The following is a 16,621-nucleotide window of genomic DNA, read 5'->3' on the forward strand; positions in this document are numbered from 1 at the left end:
CCAGAATATAACGATGCGCGGCGGCGGAACAGCCCGGCGAGGAGCGGTATCCCTCGCCGGGCTTGATCGACAGCTTATTCCTGGGTTTCGCCACGTTCACGGGCAATGGCGCGGTAGCCAATGTCCTTGCGGTAGAAGCAGCCTTCCCAGTCGATGGCCGCTGCCAGCTTGTAGGCTTGCTGCTGAGCTTCACTCACGCTTGCGCCCATTGCCGTGGCGCAGAGTACGCGACCACCGGCAGTGACGACCTGGCCATCTTGCAGCGCAGTACCAGCGTGGAAGACTTTGCCTTCCAGCTTCGCTGCCGCGTCCAGACCATTGATCGCTGCACCCTTGGCGTAATCGCCAGGGTAGCCGCCAGCGGCTAGCACGATGCCCACGCTCGGACGTGGATCCCACTGTGCTTCGACCTTGTCCAGCGCTTGCGCCAGCGCGGCTTCGACCAGCAGCACCAGGCTCGATTGCAGGCGCAGCATCACCGGTTGGGTTTCCGGATCGCCGAAGCGGCAGTTGAACTCGATGACTTTCGGGTTACCGGCCTTGTCGATCATCAGACCGGCATAGAGGAAACCGGTGTAGACGTTGCCTTCTTCGGCCATGCCGCGCACGGTCGGCCAGATGACCAGATCCATCACGCGCTTGTGCACGTCGGCGGTGACCACCGGGGCAGGGGAGTAGGCACCCATGCCGCCAGTGTTCGGGCCGCTGTCGCCGTCGCCAACACGTTTGTGGTCCTGGCTGGTAGCCATCGGCAGCACATTCTTGCCATCGACCATGACGATGAACGAAGCTTCTTCGCCGTCGAGGAACTCTTCGATCACCACGCGCGAACCAGCGTCACCGAAAGCGTTGCCGGCGAGCATGTCGCGCACAGCGTCTTCGGCTTCGGCCAGGGTCATGGCGACGATCACGCCTTTACCGGCGGCCAGGCCATCGGCCTTGATCACGATCGGTGCGCCTTTTTCACGCAGATAAGCCAGCGCTGGCTCGATCTCGGTGAAGTTCTGGTAGTCGGCGGTCGGGATCTTGTGGCGTGCGAGGAAGTCCTTGGTGAAGGCTTTCGAGCCTTCCAGCTGTGCAGCGCCGGCGGTCGGACCAAAGCAGTCCAGGCCACGCGAGCGGAACAGGTCAACGACGCCAGCCACCAAAGGCACTTCCGGGCCGACGATGGTCAGGGAAACGTTTTTCTCGGCGAAGTCGGCCAGTTGCTCAAGGGCCAGTACGTCGATGGCGACGTTCTCGCACTTGGCTTCAATGGCGGTGCCAGCGTTGCCCGGTGCAACGAACACCTTCTGCACGCGTGGATCCTGAGCCACTTTCCAGGCCAGGGCGTGTTCACGGCCACCGCTGCCAATGATCAAAACATTCATTTCAAAAACCTCGGATGACGCTAATTCTGTTTTTAGAACCTAAAGCGCTTCACGCTGTAGGAGGTCGCAATGAAGTCGGTAGATGCAAGGCGGAGTCGACCTCGATGAGCGGAGTTGCCTTTTGGCAATGAGCATCATCGAGGTCGGCTCCAACGCAGCAGATGCCGGCTTCAGTGCGGCCGTCGACTGGTTAGTGACGGAAGTGGCGCATGCCGGTGAATACCATCGCGATGCCGGCTTCGTCAGCGGCGGCAATCACTTCAGCATCACGCATCGAACCACCCGGCTGGATCACCGCAGTGATACCGACCTTGGCCGCGTTGTCCAGGCCGTCGCGGAACGGGAAGAACGCGTCGGAGGCCATCACCGAACCAGCAACTTGCAGGCCTGCGTGCTCAGCCTTGATCGCGGCAATACGCGCCGAGTTTACGCGGCTCATCTGGCCAGCGCCGACACCGATGGTCTGACGGTTTTTGGCGTAGACGATGGCGTTGGACTTAACGTACTTGGCAACTTTCCAGGCGAAGATCAGGTCGTGGATTTCCTGTTCGGTCGGCGCGCGCTTGGTCACGACTTTCAGGTCATCGGCGCTGATCATGCCAATGTCGCGGCTCTGTACCAGCAGACCACCGTTGACGCGCTTGTAATCCCACGCCGCAGCGCGGTCAGCTGACCACTCGCCGCAGGCCAGCAGGCGCACGTTGGCTTTGGCCGCGACGATGGCGCGGGCTTCTTCGCTGACGCTTGGAGCGATGATCACTTCAACGAACTGACGCTCGACGATCGCTTTGGCGGTCTCGGCATCCAGTTCACGGTTGAAGGCGATGATGCCGCCGAATGCCGACTCGGTGTCGGTGGCGTAAGCCAGTTCGTAGGCCTGACGAATGCCGCCTTCGGCGTCCGGGCTCACTGCCACGCCGCACGGGTTGGCGTGCTTGACGATGACGCAGGCTGGCTTGACGAAGCTCTTCACGCATTCCAGCGCGGCGTCGGTATCGGCCACGTTGTTGTACGACAGTTCTTTGCCTTGCAGTTGGGTCGCGGTGGCGATGCCGACTTCGGCAGGCTTGGCTTCCACGTAGAACGCCGCGCTCTGGTGCGGGTTCTCGCCGTAGCGCATTTCCTGGGCCTTGATGAACTGGCTGTTGAAGGTGCGCGGGAATTCGCTGCGGCCTTCAGTGCTCAGGGTTTCAGCCGCTTGGTTCACGGTGCCCATGTAGTTGGCGATCATGCCGTCGTAGGCCGCAGTGTGTTCGAACGCCTTGAGCATCAGGTCGAAACGCTGAGCGTAGGTCAGGCCGCCGGCCTTCAGGCCTTCGAGCACGCTGGCGTAATCGCTGGCATTCACCACGATCGCTACGTCTTTATGGTTTTTCGCTGCCGAACGAACCATGGTCGGGCCGCCAATATCGATGTTTTCGATGGCGGTCGGCAGGTCGCAGCCTGGCTTGTTGATGGTGGCTTCGAACGGGTAGAGGTTGACTGCAACCAGATCGATTGGTTTGATGCCGTGCTCGCTCATGATCGCGTCGTCAATACCGCGACGACCGAGGATGCCGCCGTGGATTTTCGGGTGCAGGGTTTTCACCCGCCCGTCCATCATTTCGGCGAAACCGGTGTAATCCGCGACTTCCACTGCGGCAACACCGTTGTCGCGCAGCAGCTTGAACGTCCCGCCGGTGGAGAGGATCTCGACGCCCAGAGCTTCGAGCTCCTTGGCGAATTCGAGGATCCCGGTCTTGTCGGAAACGCTGATCAAGGCGCGGCGGATCGGCAGGCGGGTAGTCTGGTCGGTCATCTCAATTTCCATCAAAAGCAAAGGAAGTCAGCAAAAAAGGCGACCGTTTTTTACGCGGGCGCCTTTCTGGTTTGATTGAATGCTTACAGCAGATCGTACTGCTTGAGTTTCTTGCGCAGCGTGCCGCGGTTAAGTCCCAGCAGCTCACTGGCCTTGGTCTGGTTGCCCTTGACGTAGTTCATCACGCTTTCGAGCAGGGGAGCCTCGACTTCGGAGAGCACCAGGTTGTACACATCCGTGACGGACGCGCCCTCAAGGTGGGCGAAATAATTGTGCAGCGCCTTCTCGACACTCCCGCGAAGGGTCTGACCTTCTTCGCTCGGGGTATTGAGGTGCTGTTTCAAATTCACGTTGTCGCTCACGGGTGCTGTTCCACTCACTAAAGTCTCGGTCATCATCGTCATGCGGCCACCCCTTCTTCGTCCCCTGTCAGGCTCTTGTAATGCTCGGCGAAGAACTCCCGAACATTGGCGCATTGTGTTTCCGTACCATCCAAACGATTGAAGTGGGCGCGAAACTCCCTGGCGCCCGGCAAGGTTGCGAGATACCAGCCCACATGCTTGCGTGCAATGCGCACGCCCATCACATCCCCATAGAAAGCGTGAAGTGCGGCCAGATGCTCCAGCAGTATGTGTTCCACTTCGATCAGCTCCGGTGCCGGCAATTTCTCGCCCGTGCGCAGGTAATGATCGATCTCGCGAAAAATCCATGGCCGCCCTTGGGCGGCGCGGCCTACCAACAGGCCATCGGCACCGGTCGCGTCGAGCACGTAACGGGCCTTCTCTGGCGAATCGATGTCGCCATTGGCAAACACCGGAATCGACACCGCTTGCTTGATCGCGGCAATCGTGTCGTATTCGGCTTCACCCTTGTACAGATCGGCGCGCGTGCGGCCATGCACTGCCAGCGCGGTGATCCCGGCCTGCTCGGCGATCTTCGCCACGGTCAGGCCGTTCTTGTTGTCGCGATCCCAACCGGTGCGGATCTTCAGGGTCACCGGCACATCAACTGCCGCTACGACAGCGTGCAGGATCTCGGTGACCAGTGCTTCGTCCTTCAACAACGCGGAACCGGCGGCCTTGTTGCAGACCTTCTTCGCCGGGCAACCCATGTTGATATCAATAATCTGTGCGCCGAACTCAACGTTGGCCCGGGCCGCATCCGCGAGCATCTGCGCATCGCCACCGGCAATCTGTACCGAGCGCGGCTCGGGATCGCCTTCGTGGATCATGCGCAGGCGCGACTTGCGGGTGTTCCACAAGCTCATGTCGCTGGTGACCATTTCCGAGACAACAAGCCCTGCGCCCAAACGCTTGCACAGCTGACGAAAGGGCTGATCGGTAACCCCCGCCATCGGGGCGAGAATCAAGCCGTTCTGCAATGTGTATGGGCCGATGCGTACCGCCGACATAGGACTTCCCTGAAGTGGGGCCGGATCATGAGAGTTCGAAAAAGGGTTGGCATGATACCCGCTCTCGATGACTGGATAAAGGCTGAATTGAACAAAATCTGAACAGTTATTCTGTTATTGCCAGCGGTTTGGTTGTGCAGGGCAAAGTCAGAAAAACGTCGTCAATTCGCAAACGATGAAGCGTTTCACTCGGGGGAGTGAAAGTTCAGGCTGTAATTCACCGCTTTCGGGCCCGGATCGAGAATGTCCAGCGCGATATGGATTGGCGTCTGCGGCGGCATTTCCGCCAGGCCTTCGAGATCACCGCTCAGGTATTCGCCAGGTTTGAACCGACGACTGGCGATCAAGTGGCCATTGAGGTCGGCGAAACGCAGCTCGAGCAGCGGAAACGGCTGGGAGAAGGTCGCGCGGTTATAGATGATCGCGTCGACTACCAGCGCACCACTGAATTCCGGATGGCTGCGCACCACCAGATTGCTGCTCTTGATCCGCGCGATGTCGACTTTCGACGGCACGGTGCAGCCGATCTGCGGGCAGATTTGCTGGAACCACGGCCGGTATTGGTCCTGGCGCGCCAGTTCCTCGAAATGATAGGCAACGTATTGGCCACCCAGACCACCTGCGGCGAGGAGCACCAACAACAGCCAAAGCAGGCGTCGGCCCCACGGCGAACGGCGCTTTTGCCAATCAAGCTGCAGTGGATCGTCAGTCAGATCCTGAAGCGCTTCGGCCCTTACGCTGGTTTCTGCGCGTTCGCGTTTTTTGCGCGCCGGCGCGATCACCGGGAGAACGTCGTCATCACTTTCGTCGCTGGCCGAAAAGCGTTCGCGGCGCGCGTTCGGGTCAATCGGGTCGTGCAGACGCAGTTGCGGAATCGCCGGCTCGTCATCCAGATCCGCCGGTTCCAGCGACAGCGAGGGTTCGGTGCGCTCGGATCTGACCGGTTCGATGTCGGCGACTTCTGGCTCGTCTGCCTCGGGCTCGGCCGTGTGCTCATCGGCGCGCTCGCTGAACAGGCTGTCGCGCCAGACGGTTTCGTCCGGCTCCGGGCTGTCGCGGCGTGCGCTCAGGGAGTCTTCGCGTTGACGACCGAATTCGGTGGTCGGCTGGATTTCCCGTTGTTCGAGGCGAGCGAGTTCTTCGTCCAGATCGAGGCTGTCGAGGTCCAGTTCCGAGGCGCTCCACTGCTTTTGACTGATGGCGCGCGGCACTGGTGGGTCGACGACGGGCGGCGGCTCGATAACGGGAGCTGCCTCGATGATCGGGAGTGGCTCGACAATCGATGGCGCAACCGGCGTCACCGCGTCCTTGCCGGCGTGTTGTTCCAGCAGCTGTTTGGCCGCGTTGAACACTTGCAGGCAGGAGCCGCAGCGAACCACCCCGCGGGCCACGCTCAATTGAGCATGGCTGACACGGAAACTGGTTTGGCAATGCGGGCACTGGGTGACGAAGCTGTCGGTCATGCGGCGATCCGGATTATGCAGGCGGTCATTCTAGCGCCGACGGCCGGTGATGCGCACCCAGCCATCGCGATTGGCGATCGGATCGAGATCGAAGTCCTGCGCGTAAGCGGCGGCGACTTCGTCACCTTGTTCGGCAAGAATGCCCGATAGCGCCAGACGACCACCGGGCTTGACCAGTCCGGACAGCTGCGGCGCCAGCGACACCAGCGGGCCGGCCAGGATGTTGGCGACCAGCACATCGGCTTGAACCTGCGGCAGATCTTCCGGCAGGTACAGCGGGAACAGTTCGTCGGCAATGTTATTGCGACCGGCGTTGTCGCGCGAGGCTTCCAGCGCCTGCACGTCAATGTCGGTACCGACGGCTTGTTTGGCGCCGAGCAACAGGGCGGCGATCGCCAGAATCCCCGAGCCGCAGCCGAAATCCAGCACGTTGCAGTCTTTCAGGTCTTGGCCGTCGAGCCATTCCAGGCACAGCGCGGTAGTCGGGTGCGTACCGGTGCCGAAGGCCAGGCCCGGATCCAGCAGCAAATTGACTGCATCAGGCTCGGGCGCGGCGTGCCAGCTCGGCACGATCCACAGGCGCTGGCCGAAACGCATCGGCTCAAAACCGTCCATCCAGCTGCGTTCCCAATCCTGATCTTCGATGACTTCGCTGTGATGCTCGGGCAGCGGGCTGCCGGTCAGCAGTTCCAGATGGGCCAGAACCGGTGCGGGTTCGGTGCCGCCTTCGAACAGCGCCAGCAGATGCGTGTGCGCCCACAGCGGGGTGGTGTTGAGTTCCGGTTCAAAGATCGGCTGATCTTCGGCGTCCATGAAGGTCACCGACACGGCGCCGACTTCAAGGAAAGCGTCTTCGTAGGTTTCGGCTTGTTCCGGGCTGATGGCGAGACGTACTTGCAGCCAAGGCATGGCGGGCACCTTTGAAAAAATATTGATTGCAGCCTAGCGGCCTGCGAGAAGCGCGCAAGTTTACGCGAGCGCGCGGCAGAACACGAACATGGTTGAAGATCAAAAGATCGCAGCCTGCGGCAGCTCCTACGCTGAAATGCGATCCCCTGTAGGAGCTGCCGCAGGCTGCGATCTTTTGACTTTGCTGCAGAAACAACAAAGCCGCCCGAAGGCGGCTTTGTCTGGTGCGGGCTGAAGCTTAGTGCTTCTCGCCAGCCAGCTTGTGCTCGAGGTAGTGAATGTTCACGCCGCCCTTGCAGAAGCCTTCGTCACGAACCAGATCACGGTGCAGCGGGATGTTGGTCTTGATCCCGTCAACCACGATTTCGTCCAGGGCATTGCGCATGCGTGCCATGGCTTCGTCGCGGGTCGCGCCGTAAGTGATCAGCTTGCCGATCAGCGAGTCGTAGTTCGGTGGGACCGCATAACCGCTGTACAGGTGCGAATCGACGCGAACGCCGTTGCCGCCTGGCGCGTGGAAATGCTTGACCGTACCCGGGCTCGGCATGAAGGTTTTCGGGTCTTCAGCGTTGATCCGGCATTCCAGCGAGTGACCGCGGATCACCACGTCATCCTGAGTGAACGACAGCTTGTTGCCAGCGGCGATGCTGAGCATCTCCTTGACGATGTCGATACCGGTGACCATTTCCGAAACCGGGTGCTCCACCTGAACACGGGTGTTCATTTCGATGAAGTAGAAACGACCGTTCTCGTACAGGAACTCGAAAGTGCCAGCGCCGCGGTAACCGATGTCGATGCACGCCTTGACGCAACGAGCCAGAACTTCCTGACGCGCTTTCTCGTCGATGCCCGGTGCCGGCGCCTCTTCGAGAACCTTCTGGTGACGACGCTGCAGCGAGCAATCGCGGTCGCCCAGATGGATGGCGTGGCCCTGGCCGTCGGACAGAACCTGCACTTCGACGTGACGGGGGTTGGTGAGGAATTTTTCCAGATACACCATCGGGTTGCCGAACGCCGCGCCTGCTTCGGTGCGGGTCAGTTTGGCGAAGGCGATCAGGTCTTCTTCCTTGTGTACCACGCGCATACCGCGACCACCACCGCCACCAGCGGCTTTGATGATCACCGGATAGCCGACTTCACGACCGATGCGCAACGCCGTTTCTTCGTCTTCCGGCAATGGGCCGTCGGAACCTGGAACGGTCGGTACGCCCGCTTCGATCATCGCGTGCTTGGCCGAAACCTTGTCGCCCATCAGGCGAATGGTGTCAGCTTTCGGGCCGATGAAAGCGAAGCCGGAGTTCTCGACCTGCTCGGCAAAATCGGCGTTTTCCGCGAGGAAGCCGTAGCCTGGGTGAATGGCGGTAGCGCCAGTCACTTCAGCGGCAGCGATGATGGCCGGAATGTGCAGGTAGGACTGAGCGGCAGATGCCGGGCCGATGCAGACGGATTCGTCTGCCAGACCCAGGTGCATCAGCTCTTTGTCGGCCTTGGAGTAAACGGCGACGGTCTTGATGCCCATCTCTTTGCAGGCACGCAGAATCCGCAGGGCGATCTCACCGCGGTTAGCGATCAGAACTTTTTCCAACTTCGCAGTCATCAAAGGCTCTCCGCAGTTCAAACGATGGTGAACAGCGGTTGGTCGTACTCAACCGGCTGGCCGTCTTCGACGAGGATGGACTCGATCACACCGCTGGTTTCAGCTTCGATGTGGTTCATCATCTTCATGGCTTCGACGATGCACAGAGTGTCGCCTTTCTTCACGGTCTGGCCGACTTCAACGAAGGCTGGCGAGGCTGGCGAAGATTTACGGTAGAAAGTGCCGACCATCGGCGAACGGGCAACAGTGCCGTTCAGCGCTGGAGCAGCAGCGGCAGCCGGGGCTGCAGCAGCCACCGGAGCAGCAGCAACAGGCGCGGCGGCCGGTGCTTGCATCGGAGCCGGCGCGTAGTACTGCTGAGCCGGGGTCTTGCTGTGACGGCTGATGCGTACGGACTCTTCGCCTTCCTTGATCTCGAGCTCGTCGATGCCGGACTCTTCCAGCAATTCGATCAATTTCTTAACTTTACGGATATCCATGAATCATCAACTCCCAAGGGTCGGTCAGGGGCGCTTAACGCTTGTAGTTCAAGTCGTTGCCGGTGTTTCAAGCTGTTCTAGTGCAGCCTCCAGGGCCAGTCGGTAACCGCTGGCGCCAAGGCCGCAGATCACTCCCACCGCTACGTCGGAGAAGTAAGAGTGATGGCGGAAAGGTTCGCGTTTGTGCACGTTGGACAAATGCACTTCGATGAATGGGATGCTCACTCCCAGCAACGCGTCACGTAATGCGACACTTGTATGCGTAAAAGCTGCTGGATTGATCAGAATGAAATCGACACCTTCGCCGCGTGCGGCGTGGATGCGGTCGATCAATTCGTACTCGGCATTGCTTTGCAGATACAGCAGATGATGGCCGGCTTCACGGGCGCGGCGCTCCAGATCCTGATTGATCTGCGCCAGGGTCGTTGAACCGTAAGTGCCGGGTTCGCGGGTGCCGAGCAGGTTCAGGTTGGGGCCGTGCAGCACCAGGAGGGTTGCCATCTGCGTAGTCCTTGTTATCAATGAGCATTCGTCAGAACCCGGCGACTATGCCGCAAAGACTTTGTGACTGTCCAGTTCTATGCAATAGCCAGCACGATGGCCGATGTTTGCGCGAAATATGTGACCAAGTGATTTGATCCGGTCATTTCTGCAAGATAGGCGGTGATACAAATGACGCTATCGCGAGCAGGCTCACTCCTACAGTTGGAGTGCGTTCCCTTGTAGGAGTGAGCCTGCTCGCGATAGCGGTCTATCAGACACGAAAGGCCTGAACGGCTGTATGTAGTTGCCCGCCAAGAACCAGCAAGTTCTCGCCTTGTTCGCGCCCCCGGCCGATACGCACCAGATTATCCCCACCCAATTGATGAATCCGCTCGCTGTGATCGCGAATCTCGCTGACTGCACCGCTTTGCTGCGCGGTGATATCGGCAATGCGGATCGCCGTGTCGGAAATGGTCTGGATCGCACCGACGATTTTATCCAGCGCACCGTCCGCCGCTTGTGCCTGACTGGCCGTGGCTTCAGCGTGTTCGACTTGTGCGCGCATGCCTTCGACCGATTGGCGGGCGGCGGTTTGCAGGCCGGCGATCAGCGTTTGAATCTCAGCGGTTGCGCCAGCCGTGCGTTGTGCCAGCGAACGCACCTCTTCCGCTACCACGGCAAAGCCGCGGCCCATTTCACCGGCGCGCGCCGCTTCAATCGCCGCGTTCAGCGCCAGCAGATTAGTCTGGTCAGCAATCGAGCGAATCACCGTCAACACGCCGCCGATGGTGGCCGACTCTTCGGCCAGATGTTCGATCATCTGCGCGTTGCCTTGCACTTCACCGACCAATGCGTGCAGGCCTGTCAGGCTCTGGCCAATCACCGTCTGACCATGCTCGACGGCCAGTCCGGCGTGTCGGCTGGCATCCGCCGCCTGCTGTGCATCGCCGGCAACTTGCTGAATGGTCGCTTCCAGTTCGCCGAGGGAATCGCGGATCAGCGCGGTGTCGCCGGCCTGATGTTCGGCGCCGCTGTGCAAGTCGTTGCTCAGTTCGGCGAGGGTGCGACTGCTGCCCGCCACTTGTTCGGCATTGCCGCGAATGGTCCCGACCAGATCCACCAGATAGGCTCGCAAGCGGTTCAGCGACGCTTCGATGTCGTGCAGTTCACGGTTGGTTTTGCCCAGATGAATGTCGCGGCTGAAGTCGCCCTCGGCCCAGGTCGACAACGCCGGCGCGAGGCTGGTCAGCGTGTGCGCCAGGCGCCGTTGCAAGGTGTCGATCAGTAAAGCGATGAGCAGAATCAGACCGATCATCATGCCTTGGATCAGGCGTACTTCGCCCTGGATCTGCCCGTGCTGGGCGCGTACCACCGGCTCAAGACCGGCGATGGCCTGCTGCACGGCGGCGATTTTCTGGTGAGTAGCGTTGCTGAGGTCGGTGCGTTTCTGGATCTGATCACGGGTACGCGTCAGCTCAGCCGGGTAGCGCCCGAGCAGGCTGTTGAGTTCGCGTTTGAAGCCTACTCCGGCATCTTCGGCAACGGTTTTTTCGGTGTTTTCGATACCCATCATCGCGGCGAAATCATCACTGCCCGACTCGCTGCTGGCAACCACGCCGAGCAAGGGCAGGGCATCGATCAACTGCGCCTGTGCGCGGATGTTGCTGACCTCGCGCTCAACGTCAGCGGCCAGTTCACTGCGCCCGCTGCTGACCAGTTTGTCCCGCGCCAGCGACAGTTTGCCCACGTGCTGAGAGGCGACGAGCAGCGGTGTCATATAAGCCGCGTTGCCACTGGCATAGGTGCTGAGTTGATCGAGGCTGGCACTCAATTCGCGCTCGGCCTGCAACAACAAGGCTTGCGGGTCACCGGCCAGTTTGCCGGCAGCGAGCAGGTCGGTTTTGCTGAATTCTTCCAGGCCGGTCAGGCTCGGGCGCAGGGTGTCGGCCAGCGGCGGCGGTAACTCATTCAGTTCTGTCTGCAGGCCGGCGATGGCCTGGCTGGCGCTGCTCAGGCGCAGGGCATCGCCACTGGCGAGGTAATCCTCGACGTTGCGCGCCACTTCATTTTGAAATTGCTGAGACAAGCCCAAATACCGTTCCATCAACAGATATGGACGTTCGAGGGCTTTTTGCGACCACCACAGCGTAGCGCCGAGTGCGAGGCACACGGCGACCAGCAGCAGCGTATTGAGATTGGTGAGCAACTTCAGGCGCATGACGGCTACCAACGGCAGAAATGGTAAGCGCCTGAATTTATTGCGGTTCTGTTACAGGGTTATGACCGAATCAGTGGATTCCGATGAAAAAGTGGCACTTTGCTTTGAGTCGCGCGCAGTCTGCACGCGATTGCGCCCGGCACCCTTGGCGCGGTACAGCGCTTCGTCGGCCTGACTGGCCATCATCAGGCTGTCGCAGTCGTCGTGCATTTCCACCACGCCGGCACTGAAGGTGCACCACAAGTCCTGCGGCTGCGCGGGATAATGAATTTCGGCGAAGCGCTGGCGAATTTCGTCGAGCACTTTGTGCGCGGCTTCTATATCGGTGTCGGGCATGACGATGGCGAATTCTTCGCCGCCGTAGCGGCCGATGAAGTCGGTTTTGCGCAAACGCTGTTTGAGAAACAACGCGAGGCTCTTGATCACGCGGTCGCCCATCGGGTGACCGTGGCTGTCGTTGACCCGTTTGAAGTGGTCGATGTCGAGCATGGCAAAGCTCAGCGGCTTGTTCTCGCGGCGGGCGCGGAACGAGCAGTCTTCGAGCAATTGCAGAATGTGCGTGTGGTTGTACAAACCGGTGAGGCTGTCGCGCACCATTCGCGCTTTCAGATTGCGCGCGCGGGCGGCGCGGTTACGCACGGTGGTGATCAGGTGGCGCGGCTTGATCGGTTTGGTCAGGAAGTCATCGCCGCCCTCGCTCATGGCGTCGAGTTGCTTGTCCAGATCGTCTTCGGCCGACAGGTAGATGATCGGCACGCTGACATAGCGATCGTTGTGGCGAATCACCTTGGCCAGCTCAGTGCCGGTGCAGGCCGGCATGTACATGTCGAGAATGATCAGATCCGGCTGGAAATCCGCCAGCTCGGCCATTGCCTGAATCGGTTCGATCAAGGTGCGCGTGACGATCCCGGCGCTGTTGAGCAGGCGCTCGGTGTGCAGGGCCTGTGCGCGCGAATCGTCGATGATCAGCACTTTGTACGGTTCGTACTGGGCGACGCAGGTGAGCACTTCGATCTTCTCCAGCAGGCTCGACGCTTCGAGGGTGCCGGTGAGGAACTCCTGGCCACCGGCGCGCACGGCGGCGAGACGGGTCGGGGTATCGGTTTCGTGCAGGCTGAAAAACAGCAGTGGCAGCGGTTCGTCCAGACCGACCTGGGCTTCAGCGGCGAGTTTCAGGCCGACGCCGGCACCGCTGAAATCCACGTCCATGACGATCGCCGCTGGCAGGCGCTCGACCATCGAGGAGCGAAACGCCGACACGCTGTCCAGTGCCTGCGCGGTGAGGCCGAAGAATTCCAGTTGCTTGGCCAGTCGTTCGGCGCGGTCGTGATCCTGCAGCATTACGTAGATCGGTTTGCGCAGCGGCGGCAGGAAGGTCTGATCGAGTTGATCGCCATGCCGCAGGCCGGTGCGCGACAGACGCTGCATCAAACGATTGAGGTCTGTGATCAGCCCGCTGCTGAGGCGGCCGCGATTGGCGTCCACCGCTTCCAGCGACTGACTGATGTGGCGCGCGAGTTGAGTGTGTTCCGGCTGTTCGAAGCGCTCGGCAAAACGCAGCAGGCGCAGGTTGGCCTCGCTCAGTTCTGCGAGGTCGACGGTGGACCACTCACTGCGTTGCAGGCGCTGCCATATCTCAAGAATCTGACGTGCCTGATGAATTACCCGCTGGGCAAAGTGGTGCTTGAGACGCTCACGGCTGGGGTCTTCTGGCTCGGTCATATCCTGACTACTAGTTAGGCTGCATGCTGAGATCGACTGGTGGCTCTATGCTAGCACCTCTTTTCCCTTAGACGAGTGTCGTACGTCAATAATCTGCAATGCGTCACCATTCAGTTTTTGACCGATTGGTTTTGATTTCGACCTTGTCGTCGGCGACGCGCCGGATTTACAGGTGCCAAGGGACGTTTCCTATCGTGTGCGAGCTTCGTGGTCTCGGATGGTCATCGTCTGACAGGGCTTTCTGATTTTACGTCGAAGTGATTTCACAGCGTTTTTTGCTTGGTAGGGTTCAGGGATTCCCCTAGAAGCTGTCCGCCCGACATGAGCCAGTGTTTCAACGAACATGCCAGCGATGAACAACGCCTGAACCACAACACCGTGCCCGTGGCCGATTGTGAATGCAGTGAAGAATGGCTGTATGGCGAAAAGGTGCGCGTGACCGAGGTGCCGGTGCTCACGTGCCAGTGCCTGTGGCGCGAGTATCAGCGCCAGGCCGAGGACATCGTTGCGCCCGAGGGCGTCTTTATAGCCGACCCGGTCAAACGCAACCGCGCGATCAACGCCGCTTATGCCCGACTCTGGCAACACGACAAACGATTCCAGTGGGCCGGTTTGGCGGCGTTCGCTTCCAAGCAGGTGGGCTGTGGCTTGCTTCATGCCGCTGAAAGCATCGAACGTATCCGCGAAGAACACGAAGCGCGCCAGCGAGTGCGGGAAGGGCGGCGTCAGTCCGGATTGCTGACGCCGGGAAAAATGCCGGAGCAGACCGAAGACCTGCGGGAATACGAAAAGGCGCAGGCGCGTAATCCTCTGCCGTCTGTGGATTTTCGCGCCAGCGGCGAACAACTGTCACTGGTGCAGCAACAGTTCCAGCATGTGTACGAGATGATGGCGATGGGTAATACCACGCTGTTTCTGGATGTTTATCCGTTGCATCAGTTTTATGCGGTGCGTGGGTTGGGGGAGTTGAAGAGGTGTTTGGAAACGAGAAAACAGATTCATGGGCACGCTAAGTTTCCAGTGCTTTGGCCGGTGGGGCAGGCAGTACTTGGTTTCGGTAAGGATTACGAAGAGATTCGGAAAGCATTCGAAGCCATAGACGCAGGAAGTATTGCCGAAAGCGTGGAGCATCTAGCCTGGCACGAGCAGCGAAATATTCTTCAGCCAACCATTTATGAAAACGGCCACTTGGTCTCATTGCTTCGCGGTAATCATTTTTCCTACGTTACTGGCTTCCCTTCTGGTGTCGCTCAGGCCATCGAGTTGACCCTGACCAGCCAATGTCAGCGTGTCGATGATGGTCGTACCATCGATTTTGCTCGCAATCCGCTAGCAGACCTCTCCGATATCAGGCAGCGAATGGAATTTGTACTTCGGGCCGCATCTCGTTTTGACCAGATGCTCAATGACGAAAATAGAAATTCAATGGCGCAATCCATAGGTGAGATCGCTGCCATGGAGGGCGCTTGATGACCTCGCGCATTTCTCCTTTGAACTGCCGTCGCTGGGCACGGCTGGCGCTTTGCGCAATTTTGGCAATGATCGCTGGACGTCAACTCATGCAGCCGTTGTGGGGCGATCCCGTGATTGCTGTTCAGATGGGCGGACCGTATGAATATATGGAGGCGCATTCAACGGCGCCTTTCAGTGCATGGGGGCGAGGCAGTAAAAGCGTTTCGGGTGGTATTCCGAAAGTCGACGCCCGTCTACGTTTTGTCGATCCGCAGTATGGATTCGAGACGCCACTGGCCCGTTTTTTTACGGTGACGTTCGTCCGCAATCTGGTCGATGACATCCGCATGTCCCCGCAAATCGAGCCGTTGCTGATCGACGATGCCATGAAAGTGGTTCTCGACCTGCAAGCTCAATGGTGTGCAAAAGGCTGGAGGCCGGTGGGAACCCGGCGCTATCCCACCATTGCTGATACGCCCGAATGGCGAGCCTATCTCAGCCCCGGCGTACTCCAAGGACATGCTTATTGGCAGGCCGGTGACAAGTACCAGGTGATGTTGATATTGGCGCGATTCAGAGACTCCCGGCATCCCGATCAGGAACGCTATCTCATCACTCTTGATATCGGCGAAGCGTGGCGGCTTTTTGAGGAAGAGGAGGGTCGCTTCGAACCCCACCATTCCCCCCCACCCCCACCCAAAAAAGGAGCAACCCCATGCCCATCCCAGCCTTCATGACCCTCCACGGCAGTCGACAGGGCCTGATCAGTGCCGGCGCTTTTACTGAGGCGTCAGTGGGCAACAGCTACCAGAGCGGGCGTGAAGACAAGATCATGATTCAGGCCTTGAGCCACGGGATTTTCGTGCCGAAGAACGCCGGGGCAGGGCGGCGGATGCATAAACCGCTGATCGTCACCAAGACCATCGACAAGGCCTCACCGCTGATCAATACCGCGTTGTGTTCCGGCGAGTTGCTGAGCCAATGCCGGGTGGAGTGGTTTCGCACCTCGGCGCACGGTGTTCAGGAACACTTCTACACGATGGAACTGGAGGACGCGGTGATCGTTGGCGCTGAAATACTGATGCCGCATTGCCAGGACCCCGGCACTTCTCATCTCACCCAGTTGGAGAAAATCCATTTCAGCTATCGGCGTATCTATTGGCGCCACGAAGTCAGCCGGACGATGGGCTCCGATGAATGGCAAGGCGAGGGGCAGGGATGAGGCTTGTTCATCACGCGGAACTGCGCGAGGCCGATCGTCAGCATGCCTATCCGCAGGATCAGGCGTTGGAACGGGTCTGTCAGGCTCTGCTGGAGCGACGCCCGCTCGACGGGCTGGATGAGTTGCGATCGGGCTTGATGATCAATCTGGACAGCGAAGTGCTGGGCGAAGTCGAGCGTGGCGACTGGCTGCTGCTCAAGTCACAAGCCGAATTCGGCCAATGGCCGGTCGCCGCGTCGATCTTTGATCAGGCGGTGCTGGAACTGATGAATAATCCCCCGACGCAGCCCACCCGAACCCCGCAGATCTTCCGTCTGGTCGACAGCATGACCGGCGAACCGCTGCCACAGCAGGCGTACACCGCAACGGTCGACGGCGTCCCCAGCCAGCGCAAGACTGACGCAGCGGGCATCGCACATCTATTTACACCGGAGGATGTCCGGCAGATTTCCCTGAAAATTTTCAACGTCTGAATCGCGCGTCTATCCTTTCGCTCT

At 59.8% G+C, this 16,621-nt stretch carries 15 protein-coding genes; 4 read left to right on the top strand and 11 right to left on the bottom strand.

Annotated elements, in window-relative coordinates:
• Positions 1 to 74: 74 nt before the first annotated feature.
• From purD to gcbA, 11 genes are all read right to left on the bottom strand, one after another.
• Entirely contained in the window at positions 75 to 1,370 is a 1,296-nt protein-coding gene (gene purD / locus AK821_RS05585; protein WP_064388753.1) for a phosphoribosylamine--glycine ligase, read from the bottom strand.
• A gap of 190 nt (positions 1,371 to 1,560) precedes the next feature.
• On the bottom strand, positions 1,561 to 3,168 hold the full coding sequence (gene purH, locus AK821_RS05590; RefSeq protein ID WP_007914589.1) for a bifunctional phosphoribosylaminoimidazolecarboxamide formyltransferase/IMP cyclohydrolase: 1,608 nt from the start codon (positions 3,166 to 3,168) through the stop codon (positions 1,561 to 1,563).
• Positions 3,169 to 3,251: 83 nt separating this feature from the next.
• Entirely contained in the window at positions 3,252 to 3,572 is a 321-nt protein-coding gene (gene fis / locus AK821_RS05595) for a DNA-binding transcriptional regulator Fis (protein ID WP_003221275.1), read from the bottom strand.
• The gene (gene dusB / locus AK821_RS05600) at positions 3,569 to 4,579 is read right to left on the bottom strand and encodes a tRNA dihydrouridine synthase DusB (RefSeq protein ID WP_064388755.1); all 1,011 of its coding nucleotides are present in this window, start codon (positions 4,577 to 4,579) and stop codon (positions 3,569 to 3,571) included. The genes fis and dusB overlap by 4 nt, the downstream gene beginning before the upstream one ends.
• A 185-nt stretch (positions 4,580 to 4,764) precedes the next feature.
• A complete protein-coding gene (locus AK821_RS05605; RefSeq protein WP_064388757.1) occupies positions 4,765 to 6,042 on the bottom strand; it encodes a DUF3426 domain-containing protein in 1,278 nt (425 codons plus the stop codon).
• Positions 6,043 to 6,072: 30 nt separating this feature from the next.
• Positions 6,073 to 6,951, bottom strand: coding sequence for a 50S ribosomal protein L11 methyltransferase (prmA, locus tag AK821_RS05610; RefSeq protein WP_064388759.1), 879 nt, complete (start codon positions 6,949 to 6,951; stop codon positions 6,073 to 6,075).
• Between the two features lie 238 nt (positions 6,952 to 7,189).
• Positions 7,190 to 8,548 (bottom strand): acetyl-CoA carboxylase biotin carboxylase subunit, encoded by a 1,359-nt coding sequence (gene accC, locus AK821_RS05615; RefSeq protein WP_064388761.1) that lies wholly within the window; start codon positions 8,546 to 8,548, stop codon positions 7,190 to 7,192.
• A gap of 17 nt (positions 8,549 to 8,565) precedes the next feature.
• The gene (gene accB / locus AK821_RS05620; RefSeq protein WP_064388763.1) at positions 8,566 to 9,027 is read right to left on the bottom strand and encodes an acetyl-CoA carboxylase biotin carboxyl carrier protein; all 462 of its coding nucleotides are present in this window, start codon (positions 9,025 to 9,027) and stop codon (positions 8,566 to 8,568) included.
• A 48-nt stretch (positions 9,028 to 9,075) separates the two neighbouring features.
• Positions 9,076 to 9,528, bottom strand: a complete 453-nt coding sequence (aroQ, locus tag AK821_RS05625) for a type II 3-dehydroquinate dehydratase (RefSeq protein WP_008078187.1) — start codon at positions 9,526 to 9,528, stop codon at positions 9,076 to 9,078.
• 253 nt (positions 9,529 to 9,781) lie between these two features.
• Entirely contained in the window at positions 9,782 to 11,728 is a 1,947-nt protein-coding gene (locus AK821_RS05630) for a methyl-accepting chemotaxis protein (protein WP_064388766.1), read from the bottom strand.
• A gap of 51 nt (positions 11,729 to 11,779) precedes the next feature.
• Positions 11,780 to 13,450, bottom strand: coding sequence for a diguanylate cyclase GcbA (gcbA, locus tag AK821_RS05635; RefSeq protein ID WP_064388769.1), 1,671 nt, complete (start codon positions 13,448 to 13,450; stop codon positions 11,780 to 11,782).
• 321 nt (positions 13,451 to 13,771) lie between these two features.
• Between gcbA and AK821_RS05640 the strand changes: the two genes are divergently transcribed.
• From AK821_RS05640 to AK821_RS05655, 4 genes are read left to right on the top strand one after another with little or no spacing between them, the layout of a single operon-like run.
• Positions 13,772 to 14,920, top strand: a complete 1,149-nt coding sequence (locus AK821_RS05640) for a DUF2515 family protein (protein WP_064388771.1) — start codon at positions 13,772 to 13,774, stop codon at positions 14,918 to 14,920.
• Positions 14,920 to 15,639, top strand: coding sequence for a hypothetical protein (locus AK821_RS29325; RefSeq protein WP_082355413.1), 720 nt, complete (start codon positions 14,920 to 14,922; stop codon positions 15,637 to 15,639). The genes AK821_RS05640 and AK821_RS29325 overlap by 1 nt, the downstream gene beginning before the upstream one ends.
• On the top strand, positions 15,618 to 16,124 hold the full coding sequence (locus AK821_RS05650; protein ID WP_064388775.1) for an Hcp family type VI secretion system effector: 507 nt from the start codon (positions 15,618 to 15,620) through the stop codon (positions 16,122 to 16,124). Before AK821_RS29325 ends, AK821_RS05650 begins: the two co-directional genes overlap by 22 nt.
• Positions 16,121 to 16,597 carry a hypothetical protein gene (locus AK821_RS05655; protein WP_064388777.1) on the top strand — a complete coding sequence of 159 codons (477 nt, stop codon included), beginning with the start codon at positions 16,121 to 16,123 and terminating at the stop codon, positions 16,595 to 16,597. The genes AK821_RS05650 and AK821_RS05655 overlap by 4 nt, the downstream gene beginning before the upstream one ends.
• Positions 16,598 to 16,621: the final 24 nt, after the last annotated feature.

The sequence above is a fragment of the Pseudomonas sp. RIT-PI-r genome, from assembly GCF_001297015.1.
Taxonomy (GTDB): domain Bacteria; phylum Pseudomonadota; class Gammaproteobacteria; order Pseudomonadales; family Pseudomonadaceae; genus Aquipseudomonas.